Source organism: Microbacterium sp. T3-8, from assembly GCF_055398145.1.
Genome location: NZ_AP027918.1, coordinates 1759685 through 1784604 on the forward strand (window position 1 = coordinate 1759685; position 24920 = coordinate 1784604).

General features: G+C 69.4%; 25 protein-coding genes. 16 read left to right on the forward strand and 9 right to left on the reverse strand.

Translation table 11 applies throughout. The features are described from left to right. Nucleotides 1–34 precede the first annotated feature (34 nt). From efeU to efeB, 3 genes are read left to right on the forward strand one after another with little or no spacing between them, the layout of a single operon-like run. Nucleotides 35–988 carry an iron uptake transporter permease EfeU gene (gene efeU / locus ACZ5Y9_RS08255; RefSeq protein ID WP_464471113.1) on the forward strand — a complete coding sequence of 318 codons (954 nt, stop codon included), beginning with the start codon at nucleotides 35–37 and terminating at the stop codon, nucleotides 986–988. After that, a complete protein-coding gene (efeO, locus tag ACZ5Y9_RS08260; protein ID WP_464471114.1) occupies nucleotides 985–2217 on the forward strand; it encodes an iron uptake system protein EfeO in 1233 nt (410 codons plus the stop codon). Before efeU ends, efeO begins: the two co-directional genes overlap by 4 nt. A gap of 34 nt (nucleotides 2218–2251) precedes the next feature. Continuing rightward, nucleotides 2252–3565 (forward strand): iron uptake transporter deferrochelatase/peroxidase subunit, encoded by a 1314-nt coding sequence (gene efeB / locus ACZ5Y9_RS08265; RefSeq protein WP_464471115.1) that lies wholly within the window; start codon nucleotides 2252–2254, stop codon nucleotides 3563–3565. 30 nt (nucleotides 3566–3595) lie between these two features. Here efeB and ACZ5Y9_RS08270 read toward each other — a convergent pair whose 3' ends face one another. Beyond that, nucleotides 3596–4459, reverse strand: a complete 864-nt coding sequence (locus tag ACZ5Y9_RS08270; protein ID WP_464471116.1) for a serine hydrolase domain-containing protein — start codon at nucleotides 4457–4459, stop codon at nucleotides 3596–3598. A 10-nt stretch (nucleotides 4460–4469) separates the two neighbouring features. After that, a complete protein-coding gene (locus ACZ5Y9_RS08275; protein ID WP_464471117.1) occupies nucleotides 4470–5606 on the reverse strand; it encodes an acyltransferase family protein in 1137 nt (378 codons plus the stop codon). A 111-nt stretch (nucleotides 5607–5717) separates the two neighbouring features. Between ACZ5Y9_RS08275 and ACZ5Y9_RS08280 the strand changes: the two genes are divergently transcribed. Genes ACZ5Y9_RS08280 through ACZ5Y9_RS08290 form a run of 3 tightly spaced genes read left to right on the forward strand, consistent with a single transcriptional unit; the run spans nucleotide 5718 to nucleotide 8996 of the window. Next, nucleotides 5718–6944 (forward strand): LLM class flavin-dependent oxidoreductase, encoded by a 1227-nt coding sequence (locus ACZ5Y9_RS08280; protein WP_247622727.1) that lies wholly within the window; start codon nucleotides 5718–5720, stop codon nucleotides 6942–6944. A 1-nt stretch (nucleotide 6945) separates the two neighbouring features. Continuing rightward, nucleotides 6946–7590: an FMN reductase gene (locus tag ACZ5Y9_RS08285; protein WP_247622726.1), complete on the forward strand. Its 645-nt coding sequence runs from the start codon at nucleotides 6946–6948 to the stop codon at nucleotides 7588–7590. A 53-nt stretch (nucleotides 7591–7643) separates the two neighbouring features. Next, the gene (locus ACZ5Y9_RS08290; protein WP_464471118.1) at nucleotides 7644–8996 is read left to right on the forward strand and encodes an FAD-binding oxidoreductase; all 1353 of its coding nucleotides are present in this window, start codon (nucleotides 7644–7646) and stop codon (nucleotides 8994–8996) included. 37 nt (nucleotides 8997–9033) lie between these two features. On the opposite strand, the gene ACZ5Y9_RS08295 is transcribed toward ACZ5Y9_RS08290, so the two are convergent. Together ACZ5Y9_RS08295 and ACZ5Y9_RS08300 are read right to left on the reverse strand one after the other, a co-directional pair. Then, nucleotides 9034–9723, reverse strand: a complete 690-nt coding sequence (locus ACZ5Y9_RS08295) for a response regulator (protein ID WP_247622724.1) — start codon at nucleotides 9721–9723, stop codon at nucleotides 9034–9036. Then, nucleotides 9720–11000 carry a sensor histidine kinase gene (locus tag ACZ5Y9_RS08300; RefSeq protein ID WP_247622723.1) on the reverse strand — a complete coding sequence of 427 codons (1281 nt, stop codon included), beginning with the start codon at nucleotides 10998–11000 and terminating at the stop codon, nucleotides 9720–9722. Before ACZ5Y9_RS08300 ends, ACZ5Y9_RS08295 begins: the two co-directional genes overlap by 4 nt. A gap of 139 nt (nucleotides 11001–11139) precedes the next feature. Here ACZ5Y9_RS08300 and ACZ5Y9_RS08305 point away from each other — a divergent pair, with 139 nt between their 5' ends. After that, entirely contained in the window at nucleotides 11140–12579 is a 1440-nt protein-coding gene (locus tag ACZ5Y9_RS08305; protein ID WP_247622722.1) for a cation:dicarboxylate symporter family transporter, read from the forward strand. Between the two features lie 59 nt (nucleotides 12580–12638). Here the strand turns inward: ACZ5Y9_RS08305 and ACZ5Y9_RS08310 are convergent, their stop codons facing one another. Further along, nucleotides 12639–12818 (reverse strand): DUF5302 domain-containing protein, encoded by a 180-nt coding sequence (locus ACZ5Y9_RS08310; RefSeq protein ID WP_247622721.1) that lies wholly within the window; start codon nucleotides 12816–12818, stop codon nucleotides 12639–12641. Between the two features lie 10 nt (nucleotides 12819–12828). Next, nucleotides 12829–13440, reverse strand: a complete 612-nt coding sequence (locus tag ACZ5Y9_RS08315; RefSeq protein ID WP_247622720.1) for a DedA family protein — start codon at nucleotides 13438–13440, stop codon at nucleotides 12829–12831. A 155-nt stretch (nucleotides 13441–13595) separates the two neighbouring features. Here ACZ5Y9_RS08315 and ACZ5Y9_RS08320 point away from each other — a divergent pair, with 155 nt between their 5' ends. The 6 genes from ACZ5Y9_RS08320 (at nucleotide 13596) to ACZ5Y9_RS08345 (ending at nucleotide 21232) form a co-directional block, all read left to right on the forward strand. Further along, on the forward strand, nucleotides 13596–15527 hold the full coding sequence (locus ACZ5Y9_RS08320; RefSeq protein WP_464471119.1) for a GDSL-type esterase/lipase family protein: 1932 nt from the start codon (nucleotides 13596–13598) through the stop codon (nucleotides 15525–15527). Between the two features lie 265 nt (nucleotides 15528–15792). Beyond that, entirely contained in the window at nucleotides 15793–18069 is a 2277-nt protein-coding gene (locus ACZ5Y9_RS08325; protein WP_247632386.1) for a polyribonucleotide nucleotidyltransferase, read from the forward strand. Nucleotides 18070–18282: 213 nt separating this feature from the next. Continuing rightward, nucleotides 18283–19311, forward strand: a complete 1029-nt coding sequence (locus ACZ5Y9_RS08330; RefSeq protein ID WP_247622717.1) for an aldo/keto reductase — start codon at nucleotides 18283–18285, stop codon at nucleotides 19309–19311. A gap of 80 nt (nucleotides 19312–19391) precedes the next feature. Then, a complete protein-coding gene (locus tag ACZ5Y9_RS08335; protein WP_247622716.1) occupies nucleotides 19392–19994 on the forward strand; it encodes a histidine phosphatase family protein in 603 nt (200 codons plus the stop codon). Between the two features lie 63 nt (nucleotides 19995–20057). Further along, the gene (gene dapB, locus ACZ5Y9_RS08340) at nucleotides 20058–20798 is read left to right on the forward strand and encodes a 4-hydroxy-tetrahydrodipicolinate reductase (RefSeq protein WP_464471120.1); all 741 of its coding nucleotides are present in this window, start codon (nucleotides 20058–20060) and stop codon (nucleotides 20796–20798) included. Next, nucleotides 20795–21232, forward strand: a complete 438-nt coding sequence (locus tag ACZ5Y9_RS08345) for a hypothetical protein (protein WP_247622714.1) — start codon at nucleotides 20795–20797, stop codon at nucleotides 21230–21232. The genes dapB and ACZ5Y9_RS08345 overlap by 4 nt, the downstream gene beginning before the upstream one ends. A gap of 11 nt (nucleotides 21233–21243) precedes the next feature. Here ACZ5Y9_RS08345 and ACZ5Y9_RS08350 read toward each other — a convergent pair whose 3' ends face one another. The 3 genes from ACZ5Y9_RS08350 to ACZ5Y9_RS08360 all read right to left on the reverse strand — a co-directional run bounded on the left by ACZ5Y9_RS08350 (nucleotide 21244) and on the right by ACZ5Y9_RS08360 (nucleotide 22759). Then, the gene (locus tag ACZ5Y9_RS08350) at nucleotides 21244–21669 is read right to left on the reverse strand and encodes an OsmC family peroxiredoxin (protein ID WP_404596531.1); all 426 of its coding nucleotides are present in this window, start codon (nucleotides 21667–21669) and stop codon (nucleotides 21244–21246) included. Between the two features lie 81 nt (nucleotides 21670–21750). After that, nucleotides 21751–22326 carry a DUF4395 domain-containing protein gene (locus ACZ5Y9_RS08355; RefSeq protein ID WP_464471121.1) on the reverse strand — a complete coding sequence of 192 codons (576 nt, stop codon included), beginning with the start codon at nucleotides 22324–22326 and terminating at the stop codon, nucleotides 21751–21753. Between the two features lie 19 nt (nucleotides 22327–22345). Next, nucleotides 22346–22759, reverse strand: coding sequence for a thioredoxin family protein (locus ACZ5Y9_RS08360; RefSeq protein WP_247622711.1), 414 nt, complete (start codon nucleotides 22757–22759; stop codon nucleotides 22346–22348). Nucleotides 22760–22872: 113 nt separating this feature from the next. Here ACZ5Y9_RS08360 and ACZ5Y9_RS08365 point away from each other — a divergent pair, with 113 nt between their 5' ends. From ACZ5Y9_RS08365 to ACZ5Y9_RS08375, 3 genes are read left to right on the forward strand one after another with little or no spacing between them, the layout of a single operon-like run. Next, the gene (locus tag ACZ5Y9_RS08365) at nucleotides 22873–23682 is read left to right on the forward strand and encodes a thymidylate synthase (protein ID WP_464471122.1); all 810 of its coding nucleotides are present in this window, start codon (nucleotides 22873–22875) and stop codon (nucleotides 23680–23682) included. Beyond that, a complete protein-coding gene (locus ACZ5Y9_RS08370; RefSeq protein ID WP_247632380.1) occupies nucleotides 23679–24155 on the forward strand; it encodes a dihydrofolate reductase in 477 nt (158 codons plus the stop codon). The genes ACZ5Y9_RS08365 and ACZ5Y9_RS08370 overlap by 4 nt, the downstream gene beginning before the upstream one ends. Next, entirely contained in the window at nucleotides 24155–24916 is a 762-nt protein-coding gene (locus ACZ5Y9_RS08375) for an SDR family NAD(P)-dependent oxidoreductase (protein WP_247622708.1), read from the forward strand. The genes ACZ5Y9_RS08370 and ACZ5Y9_RS08375 overlap by 1 nt, the downstream gene beginning before the upstream one ends. Nucleotides 24917–24920 lie beyond the last annotated feature (4 nt).

Consider the following 24920-nt stretch of genomic DNA (forward strand, 5'->3'; position numbering starts at 1 on the left):
TTACCTCAGTAATATTCTGCAGAGAGATCCCTCCGTGCTCGCCACTTTCCTCATCGGCCTCCGTGAAGGCCTGGAAGCCGCCCTCGTCGTCGGCATCCTCGTCGCCTACCTCGGACGACTCGACCGGCGTGACGTGCTGCCGCGGCTGTGGGCCGGCGTCGGCCTCGCGGTCGCCCTCGCGCTCGGCATCGGCGCCGTCCTGACCTTCGGGGCGTACGAGCTCACCTTCGTGGCGCAGGAGCTGATCGGCGGGCTGCTCTCGCTGCTCGCGGTCGCCATGGTGACGTGGATGATCTTCTGGATGCAGAAGGCCGGGCGCACGATGAAGGCCACGCTCGAGGGCGGCATCGACCGTGCGCTCACGCAGGGCGGGCTGTGGGCCCTCGTCGCGATCGGCTTCGTCTCGGTCGCCCGCGAGGGGATCGAGACCACCCTGCTGCTGTGGTCGATGGTGCAGTCGTTCGGCGACGCGCCCTCCGCTCTGCTCGGAGCACTCCTCGGACTCGCCGCCGCGGTGGTGATCGGTGCCCTGATCGCGCGCGGTGCCGTGCGCCTCGACCTGCGGCGCTTCTTCGCCTGGACCGGCGGCTTCCTGGTGATCGTCGCCGGAGGCGTGCTCGCCTACGCGTTCATGGATCTGCAGGAGGCCGGGGCACTCCCCGGACCGTTCACGGCCGCCGCCCCCATCGACGCGGTGACCGGTGCCGTGGCCGTCGGCTGGCAGGCGTTCCCGTTCGGGTGGGCGTTCGACGTGACGTCGGCGATCGCTCCCGACAGCGCGTGGGCCGCCATCCTGCAGGCCACCGTCGGCTTCATGCCGCGGATGACCTGGCTGCAGGTGACCGCCTGGGCCGTCTACATCGCGGTCGTCGGCTTCCTCTTCGTGCGCGGTCTCCGCTCGCGTCGTCCCTCGGCATCCGCTCCGCTCGTCTCGTCGAACGCCGCGGACGCATCGGTTTCCTCACCCACACAGCAAGGAGCAGCATGACCACCTCCCACCGGATCCTCGGCGCCGTCGCCGCGACGGGCGCGGCCGCGCTCGTGCTCAGCGGCTGCGTCGCGAAGAGCGATGTCACCGCCGGCGCGGCCTTCGACGTCTCATCGACCGACAGCGCCTGCTCGGTATCGGGCACCTCGGCCGAGAGCGGCACCCTGACGTTCGAGGTCACCAACGACAGCGGTCAGGTCTCGGAGTTCTATCTGCTCGCCGACGACGGGCTGCGAATCGTCGGCGAGGTCGAGAACATCGCGCCCACCGCCTCGCGCACCCTGACCGTCGTGGCTCAGCCGGGCGACTACTTCACGCTCTGCAAGCCGGGGATGATCGGCGAGGGCGTCGGCAAGTCGCCGTTCACCGTCACCGGTGAGCGCGTCACGGTCGACGGTCCCGACGCCGAGCAGAAGCAGCAGGCCGTCGACCTCTACGCCGCCTTCGTGAAGGACCAGGTCGGCCAGCTCGTTCCTGCGGTCGAGGACCTCGTCGCAGCATACGAGGCGGGCGATGACGACACCGCTCGGAGCCTTTTCCCCCTCACGCGCGCCTTCTACGAGCGCATCGAGCCGGTCGCCGAGGCGCTGGGCGACCTCGACCCGCGCATCGACTACCGCGAAGTCGACGCCGTGGCCGAGGGGCTCGACTGGACGGGCTTCCACCGCATCGAGAAGGACCTCTGGGTTCCCGCGCAGGACGCGTTGAACGCGGACGGCGAGACGCCGGCCTGGCAGGATTGGGCGCCGTCGACGACCGAGGAGCGCGCCGACTTCGGCGACCTGCTGCTCGCCGACGTGCAGGAGCTGTACGACTACGTGCACTCCGACGACTTCACCGAGACGCTCGACGATCAGGGGATCGGCGGAATCTCCAACGGCGCCATCGCGCTGCTCGACGAGGTCGCGACGGGCAAGATCTCCGGCGAGGAGGACTGGTGGTCGGGCACCGACCTCTACGACTTCGCCGCGAACGTCGAGGGATCGAAGATGGCGTTCTCGCTGGTGCAGGACTTCGCCGAGGCGCAGGGCGACGACGGGGCCGCGCTCGTCTCGGAGATCGAGTCCGGCTACGCGGCGCTCGAGGAATCGCTCGCGGCGCACGGCTCGCTGACCGACGGCTTCGTCGGGTACTCCGAACTCACGGATGCCGACAAGCGCGAATTCACCGACCTCATCAACGCGCTCGCCGAGCCGCTCTCGCAGCTCACCGGCACGGTTCTCGACTGAGCACTGGGATCGACGGAAGGGTACGATCACGCACGTGAACGACACAGGAGCGGATGCCGCGGCCGACTCGTCCTCCGGCGAGGCGGTGGCCGCGGCATCCGCTCCGACCGGCCTCAGCCGCCGGGGCCTGCTCGGCCTGGCGATCGGCGGGGGAGTCGCGGGCCTGGCCGTCGGTGCGGGCGCCGGGCTGTCCGGCGGCGTCGCCCTCGGGCGCGCACGGGCCGCCGAGGACGCCCTCGCCGCCTATGACTTCTTCGGGGAGCATCAGGCGGGGATCACGACGCCTGTGCAGGATCACCTGCATTTCGCGTCGTTCGACATGATGCCGCGCACGGATCGCGACGATCTCGTCTCACTCCTGCAGGACTGGACGTACGCGGCATCGCGCATGACCCAGGGCCTCGACGTCAGCGCGACGGGAGCGGTCGGCGGGTCGGCGGAAGAGCCGCCGGACGATACCGGCGAGGCGCAGGGCCTCCCTGCTTCCGGGCTCACGATCACGATCGGCTTCGGTCCCGGTCTGTTCGAGAACGAAGACGGCGACCGGTACGGGATCGCCGCGTCCCGTCCCGCCGCTCTCGTGCGGCTTCCCGCCTTCCTCGGCGACGACCTCGACCCGCAGGCCTCGCACGGAGACCTCTGCATCCAGGCCTGCGCCGACGATCCCCAGGTGGCCGTGCACGCCATCCGCAACCTCAGCCGCATCGCCTTCGGCCGCGCGCGTCTGCGCTGGTCGCAACTGGGCTTCGGCAAGACCTCGCGCACGACCGCGGCGCAAGCCACTCCGCGCAATCTCTTCGGGTTCAAGGACGGCACCGCGAACATCCTCGCCGACGACACCGCCGCGCTCGACGCCCACGTCTGGGTCGCGGACTCCGACGACCCGGCCTGGATGGCGGGCGGGTCCTACCTCGTCGCCCGCAAGATCGCGATGCTCATCGAGACCTGGGATCGCGTGCGGCTGTCGGAGCAGGACACGATCATCGGACGGGACAAGGGGGAGGGTGCGCCGCTCTCCGGGGGCACCGAACTCACCGAGCCCGACTTCTCCGGATCCGCGATCGACGCCAACGCGCACGTGCGGCTCGCCCACCCCGACCAGAACGACGGCATCCGTATCCTGCGGCGCGGGTACAACTACGTCGACGGGAACAACGACCTCGGGCGGCTGGACGCCGGGCTCTTCTTCCTGTCGTACCAGCGCGACCCCGCGCAGTTCATCACGCTGCAGCGCCGGCTGTCGACCGACCTCATGAACGAGTACCTGCGCCACGTCGGCTCGGGGATCTGGGCGATCCCACGCGGGGCGACCGCGGGGTCGTACATCGGGGCGGAACTCTTCGCCTGATCCGCCGCCGGGCGCGGGCGGCGGAGCGGGTCACTCCGCGATCATGCGCATGATCGCGGCGGTGGCGGCATCCGCCCCGAAATGGTCCTGGGCGGTGATCGTGACGACGGCGTCGCCGGCGAAGATCACCAGCTGCCCGTAGGCGCCGTGCAGGCGCCATCCCGCGCCCGGCCCGTCCCACCCGGCCAGCGCGTACCTCTCGTAGCCGGGGTTCTGGCCGCACGCGAGCCACTCGGAATGCATCCGGTCGATCCAGTGCGCGTCGATCAGGCGGTGCCCCTGCCACTCTCCACGATCTCGGATGAGGCGTCCGATCCGGGCCATCTCCTCGGTGCGCAGGAAGAGTCCGCCACCCGCGACGATTCGGCCGTTCGGGCAGCGCTCCCACTCCGTGTCGACGATGCCGAGCGGCGCGAACAGGCGCGGTTCGAGGTAGGCGTGCACGTCGCCCACGTGCTCGGCGAGCACGCGCATCGCCGTGTACGTGCTCGCGTTCGAGTACTGGAAGGCGCGTCCGGGCGTCGGTCGGCGGAGGAACTCCGCCGCGAGGTCGGGCCAGTCCGTCATCATCGTCTCCGACCACGGGAGATCGATTCCGCTCGACATGGTGAGCAGGTCGCGCAGCGTGACCTCCTCGACCCCGGCGCCGAGCTCCCATCCGGGAAGGGAGGCCGCCACGGGTTCGTCGACGGAGATCAACCCTTCGTCGGCGGCGATGCCTGCGGCGAGCACGCACACGCCCTTGGCGACCGACTGGATGTCGATCCGCTCGTCGGGCGCCCAACGATGCTCGGCGGTCTCGTCGCCGATGAGGACGTGCAGACCGAGGGCGCCGAACCCGTCGGTCTCGATCTCATCGACGATGCGGTCGCGGAGGGTCGAGGCTCGGGTCACGTCGTCCAGGCTATCGCGGCCGTCGCGAGCCGGTCGGGTCGTTGCGCCGTCCCTCGCGGGAGGTCAGCTCGGGGTCGCGGAAGAGCCACTTCGGTCGCGGTTCGACGAGGGGGCGGAACGCCCGCCGGACGGGCTTCGTGGCCAGCGCGAGCGCGACGACGACCGAGAGCAGTGTGACGAGCGGCAGCCAGATCCAGGTGGGTTCGAGGTCGCGCAGGATGCCGGACTCGCGGAACGGGTAGAGGACGAAGGAGTGCAGGAGGAAGACGTACATCGTGTACTGGCCGAACGTGGTCCACCAGTACGTGCCGCGGGGGATCAGCGCGAAGAACGCCGCGCACAGCAGCACCGCGAGCAGCATCAGCGCGATGCGCACACCGCCGGCCCACCACTGCTCGCCGCCGAGCCCGAGGTCGGCGTAGGAGTCCTCGTAGAAGAGCCAGTGGCGCAGATCGAACTCCTGCCAGAACGGGAGCCAGTTCCAGGCCGCCCACCCGGTGCCCGCGAGCACGGCGACCGCGACGACCCGGATCCACCACGGGCGGAAGTCGAGCAGGCGCAGACGGGCCACGACGTCCCGTTCGCGCAGCCACCAGCCGAGGGTGAAGAAGGGCAGAAGGCCGAGCGTGCGCGAGAGCGAGAAGGTGCTGTCGATGTTGGGGAGGTAGCCCACGCCGATCGAGATCGCGACGGTCCAGAGCAGCGGCCAGCGCAGCAGCGCGAGGTAGGGGAGGATGAGGCGGAAGATCCCGAGAGCGAGGAGGAACCAGAGCGTCCAGGACGGCTGCGTCGGGTTGGGGTTCGCCTGGCCCTCGACGAGCCACTTCGTGAGCGTCCAGAGCGTCTCGAAGATGATGTACGGCAGGAGGATGTCGGTGATCACTCGTGCCATCTGCGTCTTGGTCGGCGAGCCCGACTTCGAGAAGTATCCCGAGATGATCGCGAACGCCGGCATGTGGAAGGCGTAGAGGGCGAGGTAGAAGGCGAACGCGATGTCGGAGTCGTAGATGAGACGCTGGATCGCGTGGCCCAGCACCACCAGCACGATGCAGGCGTAGCGTGCGTTGTCCCAGAACGGGACGCGGCGTCGGGGGCGCGGAGTGGTTCCTGTCGCCGGCGGTGTGGAGTCCGCTCCGGTGGTGCTCATGCTCCGAGGCTACCGCCGGGAATAAAGTTGGTGCGATCGCGTTGACTCATATACATTCAAGTGAATAGAACCGGGTGCAATCATCGGGTTCGGAGAAGTTGGAGAGAAATCATGAGCGAGCAGTCAGGGGCACCCGCGATGCAGTTCGGCATCATGTCGGTGAGCGACATCACGCGCGACCCCACCACCGGAGTGACGCCGAGCGAGCAGGAGCGCATCAAGGCGACGCTGGCGATCGCGAAGCACGCCGAAGAGGTCGGCCTCGACGTCTTCGCCGTCGGCGAGCACCACAACCCTCCGTTCTGGTCGTCCAGCCCCACCACCTTCCTCGCCGCCCTCGCGGCGCAGACCGAGCGTCTCATCGTCTCCACCTCGACGACGCTCATCACGACCAATGACCCCGTGCGCATCGCCGAGGAGTACGCGATGCTCCAGCACGTGTCCGACGGTCGGATGGACCTCATGCTCGGGCGCGGTAACACCGGCCCCGTCTACCCCTGGTTCGGCCAGGACATCCGCCAGGGTCTGCCCCTCGCGATCGAGAACTACGCGCTGCTGCACAAGCTGTGGCGCGAGGACGTCGTCGACTGGGAGGGCAAGTTCCGCACGCCGCTGCAGGGCTTCACCTCCACCCCGCGCCCGCTCGACGGCATCGCGCCGTTCGTGTGGCACGGATCGATCCGCACGCCGGAGATCGCCGAGCAGGCCGCGTACTACGGCGACGGCTTCTTCGCGAACAACATCTTCTGGCCCAAGGAGCACTACCAGCGCCTGATCGAGCTGTACCGCCAGCGCTACGCCCACTACGGCCACGGCACGCCCGAGCAGGCGATCGTCGGTCTCGGCGGACAGGTCTTCATGGCGGCCAAGTCGCAGGACGCGGTGAACCAGTTCCGCCCCTACTTCGACAATGCACCGGTCTACGGTCACGGTCCGAGCATGGAGGACTTCACCGAGATGACGCCGCTCACGGTCGGATCGCCGCAGCAGGTCATCGACCGCTACGCGGGCATGCGCGACCACTACGGCGACTACCAGCGTCAGCTGTTCCTGATGGACCACGCGGGTCTCCCGCTCAAGACCGTCCTCGAGCAGCTCGACATCCTGGGTGGCGAGGTCGTGCCCGTCCTGCGCAAGGAGCTGGCGGAGAACCGCCCGGAATCGGTGCCGGATGCTCCGACGCACGCCGCGCGAGTGAAGGCGGAGTTCGGCGACGGACCCACCCGCCAGGCCCGCCCGGGTGCGAACCGCGGAGACAACCTCACCGGCGACAGCCCCTACCAGGACACGCCGGCCCCCGCCGGTGCGTCGTTCGGCCTCGGCCGCAAGGAGGCGTGAGATGACCACGCGTCGGATCGCCGTCGTCTCGGCCGGACTCTCGAACCCGTCGTCCACCCGGATGCTCGCGGATCGTCTCGCCGCCGAGACCGTGAGAGAACTCGCCGCTCGCGAGATCGACGCGACGGTCGACGTGATCGAGCTGCGCGACTACGCGCACGACATCACGAACAACCTGCTCACGGGGTTCGCTCCTCCCGCCCTCGAGACCGCGATCAACACGGTCGTCTCGGCGGACGCCCTCATCGCGGTGACGCCGATCTTCTCGACGAGCTACTCGGGACTCTTCAAGTCGTTCATCGACGTGCTCGACCCCGACGCGCTCACGGGAAAGCCGGTGCTCATCGGTGCGAATGCGGGCACGGCCCGTCACTCGCTCGCGATCGACTACGCCATCCGGCCGCTCTTCGCCTACCTCCACGCCGACGCGGTCTCGACCGGCGTCTTCGCGGCCTCGAGCGACTGGGGCGGCGCGGGTGACGACGTCGCCCCGCTCGCCAAGCGCGTCGAGAAGGGTGCGCGCGAGCTGGCCGACGTCATCGCTCGCCGGGAGGCGGCGGTCGCGACCGATCCGTTCGACCCCGCGACCTACCTCGGCGAGGGACGCTCGTTCGGGCACATGCTCGGAGGCCTCGCCGGCGAGTGAGCGCGGGGCATGACGCCATCGACAATGTCCGTGGGGCATCGTACGGTGGCGTCATGTCAGCCTCCGAAGCAATCGCCGCCCTCCGTCGTTCGTTCGCGGGGCGGATGCTGCTGCCCGACGATGCCGGTTTCGACGCCGCACGGGCGCCGTGGAACCTCTCGATCGATCAGCACCCCGCGCTGGTGGCGAATCCTCGAGACGTCGGCGATCTCCGGGCGCTGCTCGTCGCGGCACGCGAGACCGGGATGCCCCTCGCGGTGCAGCCCGGCGGTCACGGGGCGGGGAGCGATGTGACCGGGGCGATCCTGGTGCGCATGGCCGACTTCGACATGCTCGACATCGACACGGCTGCGGGGACCGCCGTCGTCGGTGCCGGTGTGCGGTGGGGGCGCGTTATCGAGGCGCTCGAGGGCTCGGGATGGGTCGCTCCGGCGGGGAGCAGCCCGGTCGTCACCGTGGCCGGTTACACGCTCGGCGGCGGTCACTCCCTGTTCAGCCGCACGGCGGGTCTCGGGTCCGACAACCTGCGTGCGGCGTGGGTGCTGCGCACCGACGGGCGCCATGAGCGCGTCGACGACGGGAGCGACCCCGATCTCATGTGGGCACTGCGCGGCGCGGGCGGGGTCGTCGGCGTCGTCACGGCGCTCGAGATCGATCTGGTGCCCGCCCCCGCCGTCTGGGGCGCGACGCTGGTCTTCGACGTCGCGGATGCCGAGGCGGTCCTCCGCGGTGTGCGCGACCTGGCCCCGGTCGCACCGCCGACGCTGAACGCGTCGGTCACGTCGACCCGCATGCCCGACGCGCCGCAGCTGCCCGAAGCGATTCGCGGCAAGAGCTTCGTGACGGTGCAGCTCATCTCGACCGCGGGCCCGGCCGATGATCTGCTCGAGCGCCTACGGAGCGTCGCGCCCGTGCAGCGAGAGGCGGTGGGGGAGACCTCTCCCGTCACCATCGCTGCACAATCGGGGGAACCGACCGAGCCCACGCCGAGCCGTGGTGCCTCGGCGGCGCTGGCCAGTCTCGACGACGACACGATCGATGCGCTCCTCTCGTTCCATCGGCACGACGACCAGTGGCCGGTGATCGGAATCGAGTTCCGCATGCTCGGAGGGGCGCTGGCAACACCGCGGCGCGCGGGATTCGCCGGTCTCGAATCGGCCGGATGGCTCGTGTACGCGCTCGCTCCGCTGTTCCCGGGCGCTCCGGTTCAGCCCGGTGATGCGAGCCTTGCGCGTTTCCGCGAGATCATCGCACCGGCATCCGCCGAGCGCACGGTTCCCACCTTCCTCACGCCCGGGCAGACGCTCGCCGGGGCGGCGACCGGCGAGGCGCTCGTACGCCTGCGTGCGGTGCGGGAGCGGTTCGACCCGGATGGCCTCCTCCACCACGGACGTCTTCCGCGCTGAGCGCCCCGCATGCACGGCAGCTGGTGCAGGCGTGGGCTCAGGTTCCGTCGCCTCGTCGCCACGTGTACTCGGTCTCCGGGCGACCGCGGGCGCCATAGCGTGCCCCGCGGTCGGCGAGGCCCTCAGCGGCGAGGTGTTCGAGGTACCTCCGAGCGGCGACGCGCGACATCCCCAGCTCGGCCGCAGCCTCGCTCGCCGAGAGCGGTCCGCTGCGCCGCAGCGCGGCCGTCACCCGATCCAGGGAGGAGGGTGAGAGGCCCTTCGGCAGGGGAATGCTCCCGGTCGACCTCCCCAGCAGCGCGTCGATCTCGGCCTGGGTCGCTTCTCCGTCCGTCGCCCGCGCCTGCGTGCGATGCGCGCGGTACTGCGCCAGTCGCTCCTGGAAGACGGAGAACGAGAACGGTTTGACGAGGTACTGGAAGACACCGAGCGCCGCCATCTGACGGACCGTCTCGGCGTCTCGCACCGCGGTGATCGCGATCACGTCGACGGCGGCGGAGCGGGCGCGGAGGGTGCGCAGCACATCGAGTCCGGAGCCGTCCGGCATCGTCACGTCGAGGAGCACGAGGTCGAATCCGTCGCCGTTCGCGCGGTCCAGGATCGCCTGCACCGCGGCGCGTGCTCCGGTGCACTCCCCGGCGACGACGAACCCGTCGAGCCGCTCGATGTAGTTCCGATGCAGCTCGAGCGTGAGGGCGTCGTCATCGACGAGCAGCACGCGGATCATCGCCTGCCCCGCCCGCGCGCAGCCGGAAGGGTCACGTGGAAGGTGGTCGGATCGTCGCGGACCTCGATCCGGCCACCGGCATCGAGCACGAGAGCGCGCACGAGCGTCAACCCGACCCCTCGCCCTGCGACGCCCGCCTCCTTCGTCGAGAATCCGGAGGCGAAGATCTCGTCGCGCAGCGATGGGGGGACACCGGGGCCGCTGTCGGCCACGTCGAGCTCGATCCCGTCGCTCGGCGAGCGACGCAGTGTGACCGACACCCACCTGTCGTCGGAATCCGTCACGGCATCCATCGCGTTGTCGATCAGATTGCCCAGGACCGACACGCTGTCGACGGGCGACAGCGGCGTCGGCGGAGTGTCGGGCGCGATGGTCATGCGCCAGTCGATTCCGCGCTCCTTCGCCTGGGAGGCCTTGCCGAGCAGCAGTGCTCCGACGGTGGGGTCGCCGTGCCGGCGGGCGGTGACCTGGTCCACCAGCGACTGGCTCTGCCGCGAGGTCTCGGTGAGGATCTCGATGGCCTCGTCGATGCGCCCCAGTTCGAGAAGCGCGACAGCGGTATGCATGCGGTTGCCGTGCTCATGTGTCTGAGCGCGCAGCGCGTCGCCGAGCGTACGGATCGACTCGTAGGACGATACGGCGTCTCTCACCTGACCCGGAGGCAGATCCCCGGCGATCCGTCGAGTGATCCGCCGTGCCGCCCAGGCGCCGAGTGCCCCGGCCGCCACGAGGGCGGCGGTGATGCCGAGGGAGAGGGGAAGGCGTCGCAGCAGCGTTTCGCTGATGGTTTCTGTGGTGACGCCCGCGGCCACCCAGCCGAGGAGACTCCCGTCCGCACCCGTCACCGGGACGATGGTGCGGACCGAGGGGCCCAGTGTGCCGGTGAACTCCTCGGTGAGAGGCGCCGGACGATCGGGGATGGTGCCGAGATAGGGCTTCCCGATCTCGTCGAGATCGGGATGGGTCACCCGGATGCCGGTGGTCGTCATGATCGTGATGAAGTCGAGCCCCGCGGCGTCGATGACCTCCAGGGCGTACGGTTCGAGCGTGCGCGTCGCGCGTTCCCGGTCCGCGTCCGCGAGCGACGACGAGACGAGCGGTGACGCGGCGAGCGCGACGGCGGTGGACGCGGTCACCCGCTCGGCCTCCGCACGCGTGGCGCGCTGCGCCTCGACGACCAGGAACAGCGCCACCAGGGCGCCGATGACGCCGGCGGACACCAGCAGGACGAGGAACACGCGCGAGGCCGCGCTCCGGTCGGTGCGGGCGTGCGACATCGCGTCTCCCTTCGTCTGCGGTGGCGAATGTGACCAATACGACCACAAATGGTGCCGTCGCGGGAAGTCGGCGAACGTGGGCACACCGCCGGCGACGACGCCGGTCCCGAACGACGACGTTCATCTCCGAGGAGGAACAATGGCCATCACCACCGGATTCACGTTGCCCGGCTTCCACTGGAGGCGCGGCAAGCAGTCCTGGGACCGTCACACCTGGCTCTACGTGTCGGTGATCATCGCGGTCGTGCTGGGCGCACTCGTCGGGCTGATCTGGCCCGAGGTCGGGCAGAGCTTCGAGCCGCTCGGCAAGGGATTCGTGGCGCTGATCAAGATGATGATCGCCCCGATCATCTTCTGCACGATCGTCGTCGGGGTCGGGTCGATCGCCAAGGCCGCGACGGTCGGGAAGATCGGCGGACTCGCGCTGCTGTACTTCATGGTGATGTCGACCTTCGCCCTGGCCATCGGGCTGGTCGTCGGCAACCTCATCCACCCGGGATCGGGCCTCGATATGGCCGGAGCGACGTACGATGCCGACACGGCGGAGGCGAAGAGCACCCAGGACTTCATCCTCGGGATCATCCCGGCGACGTTCTTCTCGGCGTTCACCGGAGAGAGCGTGCTGCAGGTGCTCTTCATCGCGCTGCTCACGGGCTTCGCGCTGCAGGGGTTGGGCGACCGCGGCGCACCGATCATGGACGCGGTCAAGAACCTCCAGAAGGTCGTTTTCCGCATTCTCGGGATGATCCTCTGGCTCGCACCGCTCGGCGCGTTCGGAGCGATCGCCGCGGTCGTCGGCAAGACGGGCATCTCGGCGATCTGGAGCCTCGGCATCCTGATGGTGGCGTTCTACATCACGTGCATCCTGTTCATCGTCGTGATCCTGGGCGTTCTGCTCTACGCCGTGACGCGGGTCAACATCTTCCGGTTGATGAAGTACCTGGGCCGGGAGTACCTGCTGATCGTCGGCACGTCGTCGTCGGAGTCGGCCCTTCCACGGCTGATCGCGAAGATGGAGCACGTCGGGGTGTCGAAGCCCGTCGTCGGCATCACCGTTCCCACCGGTTACTCGTTCAACCTCGACGGAACGGCCATCTACCTCACCATGGCCTCGCTGTTCATCGCGACCGGCATGGGGCAGCCGATGTCGATCGGCGAGCAGATCGGTCTGCTGGTCTTCATGATCATCGCGAGCAAGGGAGCGGCCGGGGTCACCGGCGCGGGACTCGCGACGCTAGCCGGGGGACTGCAGGCCTACCGTCCCGATCTCGTCGACGGCGTGGGCGTGATCGTCGGCATCGACCGGTTCATGTCCGAGGGACGCGCTCTCACCAACTTCACCGGCAACGCGGTCGCGACGCTCCTGATCGGCACGTGGACGAAGCAGATCGATCGCGATCGGGTCGGTCGGGTGCTCAGGGGCGACCTGCCGTTCGACGAATCACTGCTGGACGGGGTCGACGACCACGGGATGTCCGACGGCAGCGAGGCTGCTGACGTGCACGAGCTCAAGGAGTCCGCGCTCGACGAGATGTCGGCGAAGGAGGAGCGCGCGCGTCGGCGTGCGCTGCAGAGCTGACTCGAACACCGGATGAAGGACGCGGGAGCCGACGGACATGTCGGCTCCCGCATCGGTGGTCAACCGCTCTTGCGTCGGAACTCGCGCCGCGTCTGCGGGGCCGCACCGCCGTGGACGGCGGAATCGCCATCCAGGTGGGACTCGCCCTGGCGGTGCTGCGCGTTCTTCTTCTCGAGCGCTTCCTTGAACTTGCGCTTCATCTCCTCGGAGGAGGAGGTGGCGCCTTCTTCGGTGCTCATGTCCGCCAGCCTAGGCCACCGGCGTCTCGTCCGGGAGGTCTCGCCTGCTGCGGCGCGTGATCAGATCGATGAGCAGACCGAGACCGATCGCCACCGCGACAGACACGGGGACCGCCACGATCGGTCCGCCGGGGAGGACTGCGGCGACGGCTGCGCCGACCGATGCCTGGTACACGGCCCATCCGAGTGCTGCCACGGTGACCAGGGCGAGATAGCGCGGAGGATGCACGCGGGACGCTCCGGCGACGAGGTTGATCGCGAGACGGGCGAACGGAACGAACCGTGCGGTAAAGAGAACCGTGGCCATCCCGCCGTCCAGTCTGCGGCGGGCCCAGTCGAGCGCCCGTCGGACGCGCGGCGCGCGCATCCACCCCCAGCGTTCGGTTCCGACGAAGCGCCCGATCAGGTAGCACGCGATGTCGCCGAGAGCCGCCGCGGCTGCGGCGCAGGCGATGACGGCCCAGAGCGGGGGAGCGCCCGTCGAGACGGAAGCCGCGCCCAGAGCCGTCACCGCGACCTCTCCGGGGATCACCACCAGGAAGGCGTCACCGAACACGAGGAGGCACATGACCGCGAGCGCCCAGGGGCCGGCGAGGACATCGGCGAGGAGATCGGTGGGCACGTCCTCAACGGTGCCCTCCGGCGGTGAACGGCAACTGAAATCCGGATAGCCGGTGACGGGCTTTCGTGCATCCGGTGAACATCTGGTGCGCGCCCCGCGAATCGGCCTCGACCGCCGATCGCTGCCTCCATCCTGGGGGTGTGAGAGTCGCGATCGTGACAGAGTCCTTCCTTCCGCACATGAACGGTGTGACCGGATCCGTCCTGCAGATCCTGCGCCACCTCGAACGACACGGGCACGATGCCCACGTCATCGCCCCCGCCGCGAACGGCATGCCGCAGGACCTGCACGGTGCCCCGATCGAGGCGATCCCGAGCCTCGCACTCCCGGGGTACCGCAACGTCCGCGTCGGCACCTCGCCGGCCTCGCGCCTGGCGGTCGCCCTCCGGCGCTTCCGCCCGGACGTCGTGCACCTGGCGTCACCGTTCGCGCTGGGATGGCGGGGCGTGCTCGCCGCAGAACGGCTCGAGGTGGCGTCGGTCGCGGCCTACCAGACCGACGTCGCGGCCTACACCGAGCGCTATCGCGTCGCCGCGACGACGGGGATCGCACAGACGCACATCGCCCGGCTCCATCGGCGCGCGACGCTGACCCTCGCCCCCTCGTCGGATTCCGCCCGGCAACTCGAGCACCTCGGCGTCGACCGGATCCGCCGGTGGGGGAGAGGCGTCGACGCGGAACGCTTCCAGCCGGCGCGCCGTGATGAGAATCTGCGCGCCCGGTGGGGTGGGGAGGTCGTCATCGGGTACGTGGGCCGCCTCGCCCCGGAGAAGCAGGTCGAGGACCTCGTCGCGCTGCGTTCCCTCCCCGGCGCGCGCCTCGTCATCGTCGGAGACGGACCGAGCAGAGCGCGCCTGCAGGCGATGCTGCCGGATGCCGTCTTCCTCGGTCACCTCGACGGCGATGCGCTCGCCACCGCCGTCGCCTCGTTCGATGTCTTCGTGCATCCAGGGGAGAGCGAGACCTTCGGACAGACGTTGCAGGAAGCGCACGCGAGCGGTGTGCCCGTGGTGGCCACCGGTCGCGGCGGGCCCCTCGACCTCGTCCGGATGGGGATCGACGGATGGCTCTACCGCCCGGGAGACCTCGACGACCTGCGGATGCGGGTGGCCGACCTGGCGGGCGACGCCCGCAAACGCCGGGCGTTCGGTGAATCCGGCCACGACGCGGTGCAGGAGCGTTCCTGGGACAGCGTGTGCGGACGCCTCCTCGAGCACTTCGACGAGGCCCGCACGTTGAAGCGGGTCGACACCTCGCTCCGCGCTCGCCGCAGCATCCGACCCGAGACGCCCCTGCCCGTCGTCCCCGCACGGTGGCAGAGGTACATCGCCCTCGGCGACTCCCTCACCGAGGGGCTGTGCGATCCCGCCCCCGACGGCGCGCTGCGCGGATGGGCCGACCGCCTCGCCCTCCTGCTGGCCTCGCGGGGAGGGCTCCACTACGCCAATCTCGCCATCCGCTCCAAGCGGGTCGCCGATGTGTGCGGCCCTCAGCTGGACCGCGCCCTGCAACTCCGTCCCGACCTGGTCTCCGTGCTCATCGGTGCCAACGACCTGGTGAAGCACCGCGTCGACATCCCCGCGCTCGCCGCGGAGCTCGAGCGTGCGATCGTGCGTCTGCGGGCGACGGGAGCCACGGTCGTCCTCGTGACGCCGTTCCTGCCGGGTCGGCGTGCGGCGGCGATCTACACGGCCCGGTTCGCGGCGTTCGCCACGGCGCTCGGCGGCATCGCCGCGCGTACGGGCTCGGTGCTGATCGACACCGACCTGCACCCGGCGCTGCGCGAGCGCGAGCACTGGGGGGAGGACCTCGTCCACCTCAGCAGCAGTGGTCACCGCTTCCTGGCGTATCGCGCGGGCGAGATCCTCGGGGTTCCGCACGCCGAGGCCCTCGGCGCCCTCGACGCCTCACTGCACGAGCAGATCGACATCGGTACCGGACTGTGGTGGTCCCGCCATGCCCTGCCCTGGGTGTGGCGGCGGCTGCACGGGCGTGCAGCCGGCGACGGCCGTGTCGCGAAGCACGACGACTACGTCTACCTGGGGCGCTCGACGGCGCAGCGCGGCGTACCGGCGGGGCGGGGGTGAAATCGGGCGTCCCTGGTAGGGTTGGGGAGGCTGACCTGTGTCGGCCGGACAACTTCACATCGACTCATGGAGCGATCGGCGGAGGAGCTGGTCCCCTGTGGTGGGTTCCTCGGCAGACGTCATGTCGGGTGGCTTTCTACTGGTGGCCAGCGCAGGCGACATTCGCGAGAGTGCTCGCGCGCCCTTATCCTGCCGTTCCGCTCCTTCATGAACACGCTCGCGCGTCACACGGATTCGCGAGTCTAAACAAAGAAGGAGAGACCTCTTGGAAGGTCCTGAAATCACCGCCACCGAGGCCGTTCTCGACAACGGCCGCTTCGGCACCCGTACCATCCGCTTCGAGACCGGCCGCCTCGCGCAGCAGGCTCAGGGCGCAGTCGCCGCGTACCTCGACGGCGAGACCATGCTCCTCTCGGCCACCAGCGCCGGCAAGCACCCGCGTGAGGGCTTCGACTTCTTCCCGCTGACGGTCGACGTCGAGGAGCGCTCCTACGCCGCCGGCAAGATCCCCGGCTCGTTCTTCCGTCGCGAGGGTCGTCCCTCCACCGAGGCGATCCTGGTCTGCCGTCTGATCGACCGTCCGCTGCGTCCGTCGTTCGTCGACGGCCTGCGCAACGAGGTCCAGATCGTCATCACCGTCCTCTCGATCGCTCCGGGAGAGTTCTACGACGCTCTCGCGATCAACGCGGCATCCGCGTCGACGCAGATCTCGGGTCTCCCGTTCTCCGGCCCCGTCGCCGGTGTGCGCCTGGCGTTCATCCCCGGCCAGGGCGAGCACGCCGACCAGTGGGTCGCGTTCCCGACGGCCGAGCAGGTCAGTGAGGCCGTGTTCGACCTCATCGTCGCCGGTCGCGTGGTCACCAAGGCCGACGGCACCGAAGACGTCGCGATCATGATGGTCGAGGCCGAGGCTACCGAGGGCAGCTGGAACCTCATCAAGGCGGGCGCCACCAAGCCCGACGAGGCCGTCGTCGCCCAGGGCCTCGAGGCCTCGAAGCCGTTCATCGCGCAGCTCGTCAAGGCTCAGGCCGAGCTCGCCGCCACCGCGTCCAAGGAGCCGGGCGTGTACCCGGTCTTCCCGCCGTACTCGAGCGAGGTCTACGACTTCGTCGCGGGTCGTGCGTACGACGAGCTGGTGAACGTCTACCAGATCGCCGACAAGACCGAGCGCCAGAACGCCGACGACGCAATCAAGGACCGCGTCAAGGCGGAGCTCATCGCGGCGACTGAGGCTGGTGAGCTGCCCGCTGGCGCACCCCTCGAGTTCTCGGGTGCGTACAAGTCGGTCACGAAGAAGATCGTCCGCGGTCGCATCCTCACCGAGAGCGTCCGCATCGACGGTCGCGGCCTGGCCGACATCCGTCCGCTCGACGCCGAGGTGCAGGTCATCCCGCGCGTGCACGGCTCCGCGATCTTCCAGCGCGGCGAGACCCAGATCATGGGCGTCACCACGCTGAACATGCTCAAGATGGAGCAGCAGATCGACTCGCTGTCGCCCACGACGAGCAAGCGCTACATGCACCACTACAACTTCCCGCCCTACTCGACCGGTGAGACCGGCCGCGTGGGTTCGCCGAAGCGTCGCGAGATCGGGCACGGCTTCCTCGCCGAGCGCGCACTCGTGCCGGTGCTGCCGAGCCGCGAGGAGTTCCCCTACGCGATCCGTCAGGTCTCGGAGGCGCTCAGCTCCAACGGTTCGACGTCGATGGGCTCCGTCTGCGCGTCGACCCTCTCGCTGCTGAACGCGGGTGTGCCGCTGCGCGCCCCCGTCGCCGGTATCGCGATGGGTCTCGTCTCCGACGAGGTCGACGGTGAGACCCGCTACGCCGCCCTCACCGACATCCTCGGTGCGGAGGACGCGCTCGGCGACATGGACTTCAAGGTCGCCGGTACCAGCGAGTTCGTCACGGCGATCCAGCTCGACACGAAGCTCGACGGCATCCCGTCGTCGGTGCTCGCGGGCGCGCTGACCCAGGCGCGCGACGCGCGTCTGACGATCCTCAACGTCCTCAACGCCGCGATCGACGCGCCCGACGAGATGGCGCCGACCGCGCCGCGCGTCATCAGCGTCCAGATCCCGGTCGACAAGATCGGCGAGCTGATCGGCCCGAAGGGCAAGACGATCAACGCGATCCAGGACGAGACCGGCGCGCAGATCTCCATCGAGGAGGACGGCACCGTCTACATCGGCGCGACCGACGGCCCCTCGGCCGAGGCCGCCCGCGCTCAGGTCAACGCGATCGCCAACCCGACCAACCCGGAGGTCGGTGAGCAGTTCCTCGGCACCGTCGTGAAGATCGCCACCTTCGGTGCGTTCGTCTCGCTGCTGCCCGGCAAGGACGGCCTGCTGCACGTCACCGAGGTGCGCAAGCTCGCCGGTGGCAAGCGCGTCGAGAACGTCGACGACGTGCTCTCGGTCGGTCAGAAGATCCTCGTGAAGATCACGAAGATCGACGACCGCGGCAAGCTCTCGCTCGAGCCCGTGATCGACGAGGCCCCCGCGGCCGACGCCGCTCCGGCCGAGGAGGCCGCGGCCGAGTAATCGGCTCCGTACGACGAGGCCCGGTGCCTTCCCGCAGGGGAGGGCATCGGGCCTCGTCGTTCTCGTGATCGAACTGTTATGGGAAGTTTGCCCGCCGTTCCGCGGATTGGTCGGCGAGTTCGCCGGTTTCGCATACCCTCGAAGTACGCACCGGGGGGTGCATGAATGCAGGTACGAAGATCGGATCGCACCGATCGACGTGGGGGTGAGAGTATGCGATTGTTCGGCGTAGGCGCAGGGGCCCCGGATGATCGCGCGCTCGCGCAGGGTGCGGAGCATCCTTCCGCCCCGATCCCGATCGTGGGTCCGGGGGTCGGCGAGACCATCCGCGTCCCGCTCGGTGAGACCGGGCTCGAGACATTCCCGCTCATGCTCGGCGCCGCCGAGTTCGGGTGGAACGTCGATCTCGAGACGAGCCACGGCATCCTCGATCGCTACATCGAGTTCGGCGGCAACGCCGTGCACACCGCCGACGGGTTCTCGGGCGGTCGCAGCGAGCACATCATCGGTCAATGGTTGCGGTCCCGCGGGCTGCGCGACGAGGTCGTGCTGAGCGCGCGCATCGGCGCGCACGCGGACAACCCGGGGCTCGGGTCGGTCAACCTCGTGCGCGCGGTCGAGGGGTCGCTGACACGGTTGGGTACCGAACGCATCGACGTGCTCTACCTCGATGCCACTCTCGACGCCACGACGAATCTCGAAGACACCCTCGCGACCGTGGAGTGGCTGGTCGACGCCGGCAAGGTGGCGGCCGTCGGCGCGTTCGGATTCGCACCGGAGCGTCTGGTCGAGGCGCGCATCCTCGCGTCGGCGGGCTATCCGCGCATCGAGGTCGTCGACGCCCCGTACAACCTGATCCGCCGCCAGTCGTTCGAAGGTGATCTCCGCCTCGTCGCCGGTGCGCAGAACCTCGCGGTGACCCCGTCGCACGCGCTCGAGCACGGATTCCTCTCGGGCCGCCACCGGAACAAGTCCGTCGCCTCCCGCGGAGTGCGGGGCGAGCAACTGCGAGGCAACCTCAACCGTCGCGGCATCCGCATCCTCCGCGCGCTCGATCAGATCGCGGAGGAGCTGAGCGTGCCGGTCGCCGCTGTCTCGATCGCCTGGTTGCTCGCCCAGAGGTCGATCGTGGCACCGATCGTCAACACCTTCGCCGCCGAGCACGTCGACGAGCTCATGCAGGGGGCGGGCGTCGCCCTGTCGCGCGCGCAGCTCGCCGACCTCGCGCGAGCAGGCACCTGAGCGGCTTCACACGACTGTCATATGCGTGGCATAGGGTGGAGTGAGAGCCCGGCAGATGCTGGCGATGAAGCGAGCGAGTAGTGACGCACTATATCTATCTGGTCAGACACGGTGAACATCAGGATGCCGAGCACGGCCTGGCCGACGGACCCCTTTCCCCGCGTGGACAGCGCCAAGCCGAATTGATCGCCGACCGCCTGGGCGGACTCCCGCTCGATGCCGTCTGGCACTCTCCACTGCTGCGGGCGAACGAGACGGCACGGGCGATCGCGGCCCGCCTGCCCTCCGTCGATCCCAAGCCGACCTCGTTGCTGTTCGACTGCGTCCCGACCGGCATGACCGAGGAGACTCCGGCTGCGTTCGAGCCGTTCTTCGGATCGATCACCGACGCGGAGATCGAGGCCGGCGGCGCGCAGATGTACGACGCCGTCAATGAATTCCTCGTGCGCAAGACCGGCGAGGTGCACGAGGTGCTCATCACCCACAACTTCGTGATCTCGTGGTTCGTGCGCGAGGTGCTCGGGGCACCGGAGTGGCGGTGGATGACGTTGAATCAGGCCCATTGCGGTCTCACCGTCATCGCGCAGAAGCAGGGCCGTCCGTGGACGCTGCTGAACCACAACGACACCGGCCATCTGCCCATGGAGCTCCGCACGGGTATTCCGGACGCGATCCCGGTCTGAGTCGGCGGCGGTTACCGCGCGCCCCCGGCCGTGGCGCGCAGTGCCCGAAATAGACTGGTACCCATGACCACGCAGGTAGCAATCGTCGGCGGGACCGGCAAGCTCGGGGCGATCATCCACGCCGTCATCGACGACCTGGACGGGTTCGAGGTGAGCCGCATCCTGTCCTCGTCGAGCGACCTGTCGGAGCTCGTGGGTGCCGACCTGGTGATCGACGCGTCGACGCCCCAGGTGAGTATCGACGTCGTGCGCTCGGCGGTCGAGCACGGGCAGAACGTACTCGTCGCGACATCGGGCTGGTCGGCCGAGCGCATCGCGCTCGTGCGACCTCTGGTCGAAGCCGCAGGAACCGCCGCAGTGTTCATCCCCAACTTCTCGCTCGGTTCGGTGCTCGGTTCCGCTCTCGCCGCTGCGGCGGCACCGTTCTTCGACTCCGCCGAGATCGTCGAGGCGCATCGCGAGACGAAGATCGATTCGCCCAGCGGCACTGCCCTGCGCACCGCCGAACTCATCGCGGCCGCGCGTTCCGAGCAGGGGCCGGTGAGCGCCCCGCACGCCGATCAGCGGGCCCGAGGTCAGCAGGTCGGCAGCGTCCCGATCCACTCGCTCCGTCGTCCCGGCGTCATCGCGAAGCAGGAGGTGGTGCTCGCGGGCCCCGGCGAGTCGCTGACGTTCACGCACGACACCGTCGAGCCCGCCCTCGCCTATGCCCCCGGCATCCGCCTCGCGGTTCCGTTCGCTCGGGACGCGACGGGAGTCGTCGTCGGTCTCGAGAACATGATCGACATCGGCATCCGCTCATGATCTCCCGCATCGGCGTCGGAGTGATGGCCCTGTGCCTCGCGCTCTACATCGTCGTGGTGGGCTATCGCGCCGTGCTGATGCTCGGCACCGGCGAGCCGATCGCGATCGCGATCGGCGTCGCGCTGCTCGTCATGCCGTTGATCGGCGCCTGGGCGCTGATCCGCGAGATGCAGTTCGGCTTCGCCGCGGACCGGCTCGGGCGCACGCTCGATGCCGAAGGCGGGATGCCGGAGGCGGAGACGGAGCTGACCCCGAGCGGACGCATCGCCCGGGCGGATGCCGACCCGATGATCGAGCGATACACCGCCGCGGCGGAGGCCGCACCGGAGGAGTGGCGCGCGCGATTCCGGCTGGGTGTGGTGCAGGATGCCGCGGGGCGGCGCAAGGACGCCCGCGCGAGCATCCGCGAGGCGATCAGGCTCTCGCGCGGCTGATCGCCGGCGACTCAGGCCAGAGTGGCTTCGAGGGTGATGTCGATGCCCGCGAGCGCCTGAGAGACCGGGCATCCGGACTTCGCCTCTTCGGCGATCTCCTGGAATGCCTCGGGGGAGAGCCCGGGCACCACCGCGTTGACGTTGAGGTGGCTGCCGGTGATGCCGACGCCCGGCTTGAAGGTGACGGATGCGCTCGCGTTCACGCGCTCCGGCGGGGTGCCGTTCTCGCTCAGCGCGTGAGCCAGAGCCATGCTGAAGCACGACGCGTGCGCGGCGGCGATGAGCTCCTCCGGCGTCGTGGTGGTGTCGCTGCCCTCACTGCGTGCCTTCCAATCGATGGGGAAGGTGCCGAGCTTCGACGACGAGAACGCGACGGTGCCGGAGCCCTCCGCCAGTGATCCGGTCCAGGTGGTGGTCGCTTCGCTGGTGACGGGCATGATTCCTCCGGTTCTCGCACTGCGGATGCGCAGCGTCGCGTCGTCGCCAGCCTAGCGAGCGGCGCTCTCCGGGGGAACGTGTCAGGCCGTGCGCGTGCGTCCGAGGAGTCCCGCGCGCTGGAGCAGCAGGTACAGCTGGCAGCCGAGGCACAGGCCGATCGCGGCGTTCAGGAACGCGGCGATGAACGCGGCGGCGGTGGCGATCGGGAGAGCCCAGGGCACACCTGCCAGCTGGAGGACGAGGCCGATGGTCACGACGAACAGACCGACTCCCTGCGCGAAACGCGGCGGACGGGGGTCTTCGAGCTCGGTCGGGGGCGCGAGACGCGGACGGATCGCGCGGCGGAAGAGCACTCCCCACGGGGCGGTCGCGGGGGAGAGGATGCTCCAGAGGAAGAGCAGCGCGATCACCACGGTGAGAAGGAAGGCGGGATCGAGTGCGCGATCCGAGACCGGTGCATCCGCGATCACCCATTGGCTGCCGGACGTGAACGTCGAGTCGGAGAGAGGCTGGTAGGCGAACCACCCGAAGGTCGCCACGCCCCGAGCCGTCGCGAGTCCGGTGAGTCCGAGAAACGTCGCGATCAGCAGCAGGACGGCCGTGATGGTCGCGGCGAAACGCGGACCGCGGGGATCGATGCCGGCGGGAGAGGACATGGATGCTCCTGACGTCGTCTCAGAGGGAGGCGAGGGCTTCGGTGAGGGCGCGTCGCTGCGGCACGCCGTGGAATCGGGAACGCACGGCGCCGGATTCGTCCACGAGGAACGTGGTCGGCGTCTGGAGCACGTGATAGCGCGAGGAGAGGTCGGGGCGGTGGGTGAGGTCGACCTCGACGTGACGGAGGCCGTCGCCCTCCTCGGCATAGGAGCGCAGCATCCGGCGGACCTGCGGGCAGCGGGCGCACATCTCGGTGCTGAACTGCACGAGCGTGGCTTTCGATCCGAGCTCGGCGGGAACGGCATCCTGTGCATCGAATCGCAGCGCTCCGCCCGCCCTGCGGCGTCCGTCCCGACGCTTCGCGACTGCGCCGATCACGACCGCGAACGCCACGAGCGCGGCGAGGATCGCGAGGGCGACGACGGGAGACATGCATCGAGGGTACGGCGCGGGTGCGGGTGGAGGGGTCGATGTGTCCGACGATGACGGCAGCGAGCGGATGCACCTCCGCCCGTGTCGTAATGCGGGAAGGTATTCTGGCTCTCATGAGCGCAGCCGTCCCGACGCCGTACGAAGACCTCCTCCGCGACGTCCTCGAGAACGGAACGCACAAGTCCGATCGCACCGGTACCGGGACGACGAGCGTGTTCGGACGGCAGATCCGCTTCGACCTGTCGCAGGGTTTCCCGCTGATCACCACCAAGCGTGTGCACTTCAAGTCGATCGCCTACGAGCTGCTGTGGTTCCTGCGCGGCGAGTCGAACGTGCGATGGCTGCAGGAGAACGGCGTGACGATCTGGGACGAGTGGGCGGACGACGCCGGGGAACTCGGTCCCGTCTACGGCGTGCAGTGGCGTTCGTGGCCGACACCGGCGGGGGAGAGCATCGATCAGCTGGCGGAGGTCATCGAGCAGATCCGCCGCTCGCCGGATTCCCGTCGCCTGATCGTGTCGGCCTGGAACCCCGCCGACATCCCCGACATGGCCCTCGCGCCCTGCCACGCGCTCTTCCAGTTCTACGTCGCCGACGGCAAGTTGTCATGCCAGCTCTACCAGCGCAGTGCCGACATGTTCCTCGGCGTCCCGTTCAACATCGCGTCCTACGCGCTCCTCACCCTGATGATCGCCCAGCAGGTCGGTCTCGAGCCCGGCGACTTCGTGTGGACGGGCGGCGACTGCCACATCTACGACAATCACATCGAGCAGGTCACCGAGCAGCTCACCCGCTCCCCTTACCCGTACCCGACTCTGCGCTTCGCGCGTACGCCCGAGTCGATCTTCGACTACACCTTCGAGGACTTCGTCGTCGAGGACTACCAGCACCACGCTCCGATCCGCGCGGCGGTCGCGGTATGACCTGGGTCGGCCTGATCTGGGCGGAGGCGGCCGGTGGCGTCATCGGCGCCGAAGGCGGCATGCCGTGGCACGTTCCCGAGGACCTGGCGCACTTCAAGGAGGTCACGCTGGGTGCCCCCGTCGTGATGGGGCGCAAGACGTGGGACTCGCTGCCCGAGCGGTTCCGCCCGTTGGCCGGCCGAGAGAACATCGTCATCACCCGCCAGCAGGACTGGAGCGCCGAGGGTGCACGCCGAGCGGCGACCGTCGCCGAGGCGGTGCGCGGCCAGGATCGGGTCTGGATCATCGGGGGAGCCGAGATCTTCCGGCAGGTGATCGGTGACGCCGATCGGCTCGAGGTCACCGAGCTGGACCTCGAGGTCGACGGCGACGCGTACGCTCCCGCGAAGACCGGATGGCGCCTGGTCGACGAAGGGGAGTGGCTCACCTCCCGCACCGGCGTGCGCTACCGCTTCCTCGGATACGAGCGCTGATGCCCACCGCGCTGATCACCGGAGCGAGCGCCGGACTCGGGGCCGAGTTCGCACGTCAGCTCGCGCGGCGCCGCGCCGACCTCGTGCTGGTCGCGCGGTCGGAGGAGGCCCTGTCGTCGTTCGCGGCCGAGCTGCGCAGCGAGTTCGGTGTCGCCGTCGAGGTGCTTCCGGCCGATCTCGCGATCGAGGAGGGCGTCGAGCGGGTCGAGCAGCGACTCGAGCGCGCGGATGACCCGATCGACCTGCTCGTCAACAACGCCGGGTTCGGTTTGCCCCTGCAGTTCGCCGACAACGACATCGCCGACGAGGTGCGTCACCTGCGGGTGCACGTCGAAGCCTCGATGCGCCTCATGCACGCCGCGCTGCAGACCATGCGCGGTCGGGGAGGGCGCATCATCAACGTGGCCTCGGTGGCCGGATTCATCTCGCGTTCGACCTATTCCGCCTGCAAGGCGTGGCTGATCCAGTTCAGCCGGTGGGCCAACGCCGAATACGCACGGGACGGGGTCAGCGTGACCGCGCTGTGCCCCGGGTTCACCCACACGAGCTTCCACGAGCGGATGGGCCTGGCTCCGGGGCGCGAGGGCGTTCCGGCGATCATGTGGCTCGACGCGCGCGACGTGGTGCGCGAGGGACTGCGAGACGCCGCGCGCGGGAAGTCCGTGTCGGTGCCGTCGCTGCGGTACAAGGTGATCGTGGCCGTGGCGGGTCTGCTTCCGCGGTCGGTCACGGCAGGGATAGCTCGGCGCGGACGGGTCTGACGAT

Bases quoted from the DNA above. Each gene is read 5' to 3' on its own strand.
- efeO (WP_464471114.1), top strand. From the start codon at position 985: ATGACCACCTCCCACCGGATCCTCGGCGCCGTCGCCGCGACGGGCGCG.
- ACZ5Y9_RS08370 (WP_247632380.1), top strand. From the start codon at position 23,679: ATGACCTGGGTCGGCCTGATCTGGGCGGAGGCGGCCGGTGGCGTCATC.
- ACZ5Y9_RS08310 (WP_247622721.1), bottom strand. From the start codon at position 12,818: ATGAGCACCGAAGAAGGCGCCACCTCCTCCTCCGAGGAGATGAAGCGC.
- ACZ5Y9_RS08345 (WP_247622714.1), top strand. From the start codon at position 20,795: ATGATCTCCCGCATCGGCGTCGGAGTGATGGCCCTGTGCCTCGCGCTC.
- ACZ5Y9_RS08355 (WP_464471121.1), bottom strand. From the start codon at position 22,326: ATGTCCTCTCCCGCCGGCATCGATCCCCGCGGTCCGCGTTTCGCCGCG.
- ACZ5Y9_RS08280 (WP_247622727.1), top strand. From the start codon at position 5,718: ATGAGCGAGCAGTCAGGGGCACCCGCGATGCAGTTCGGCATCATGTCG.
- ACZ5Y9_RS08375 (WP_247622708.1), top strand. From the start codon at position 24,155: ATGCCCACCGCGCTGATCACCGGAGCGAGCGCCGGACTCGGGGCCGAG.
- ACZ5Y9_RS08295 (WP_247622724.1), bottom strand. From the start codon at position 9,723: ATGATCCGCGTGCTGCTCGTCGATGACGACGCCCTCACGCTCGAGCTG.
- ACZ5Y9_RS08350 (WP_404596531.1), bottom strand. From the start codon at position 21,669: ATGCCCGTCACCAGCGAAGCGACCACCACCTGGACCGGATCACTGGCG.
- ACZ5Y9_RS08330 (WP_247622717.1), top strand. From the start codon at position 18,283: ATGCGATTGTTCGGCGTAGGCGCAGGGGCCCCGGATGATCGCGCGCTC.
- dapB (WP_464471120.1), top strand. From the start codon at position 20,058: ATGACCACGCAGGTAGCAATCGTCGGCGGGACCGGCAAGCTCGGGGCG.
- ACZ5Y9_RS08360 (WP_247622711.1), bottom strand. From the start codon at position 22,759: ATGTCTCCCGTCGTCGCCCTCGCGATCCTCGCCGCGCTCGTGGCGTTC.
- ACZ5Y9_RS08300 (WP_247622723.1), bottom strand. From the start codon at position 11,000: ATGTCGCACGCCCGCACCGACCGGAGCGCGGCCTCGCGCGTGTTCCTC.
- ACZ5Y9_RS08365 (WP_464471122.1), top strand. From the start codon at position 22,873: ATGAGCGCAGCCGTCCCGACGCCGTACGAAGACCTCCTCCGCGACGTC.
- ACZ5Y9_RS08285 (WP_247622726.1), top strand. From the start codon at position 6,946: ATGACCACGCGTCGGATCGCCGTCGTCTCGGCCGGACTCTCGAACCCG.
- ACZ5Y9_RS08275 (WP_464471117.1), bottom strand. From the start codon at position 5,606: ATGAGCACCACCGGAGCGGACTCCACACCGCCGGCGACAGGAACCACT.
- ACZ5Y9_RS08290 (WP_464471118.1), top strand. From the start codon at position 7,644: ATGTCAGCCTCCGAAGCAATCGCCGCCCTCCGTCGTTCGTTCGCGGGG.
- ACZ5Y9_RS08305 (WP_247622722.1), top strand. From the start codon at position 11,140: ATGGCCATCACCACCGGATTCACGTTGCCCGGCTTCCACTGGAGGCGC.